The following is a 381-nucleotide window of genomic DNA, read 5'->3' on the forward strand; positions in this document are numbered from 1 at the left end:
CCTCTATCCATCCCGTCAATTCCTTTGAGTTTTAATCTTGCGACCGTACTCCCCAGGCGGACGACTTCACGCGTTAGCTGCGTTACTGAGGGATTTAACTCCCCCAACAACTAGTCGTCATCGTTTAGGGCGTGGACTACCAGGGTATCTAATCCTGTTTGCTCCCCACGCTTTCGTGCATGAGCGTCAGTGTTGGCCCAGGAGGCTGCCTTCGCCATCGGTGTTCCTCCACATCTCTACGCATTTCACCGCTACACGTGGAATTCCACCTTCCTCTGCCACACTCCAGCACCATAGTTTCGAGCGCAATTCCCAAGTTAAGCTCGGGGCTTTCACACTCGACTTGCGGCGCCGCCTGCGCACACTTTACGCCCAGTAATT

Annotated in this window: 1 rRNA gene; it reads right to left on the reverse strand. The window is 54.3% G+C overall.

The window, feature by feature from the left end:
- Window positions 1-381 (reverse strand): 16S ribosomal RNA (locus M6G53_RS25265); the annotation flags it as partial.

This window comes from Serratia nevei (genome assembly GCF_024160145.1).
GTDB lineage: Bacteria > Pseudomonadota > Gammaproteobacteria > Enterobacterales > Enterobacteriaceae > Serratia > Serratia nevei_A.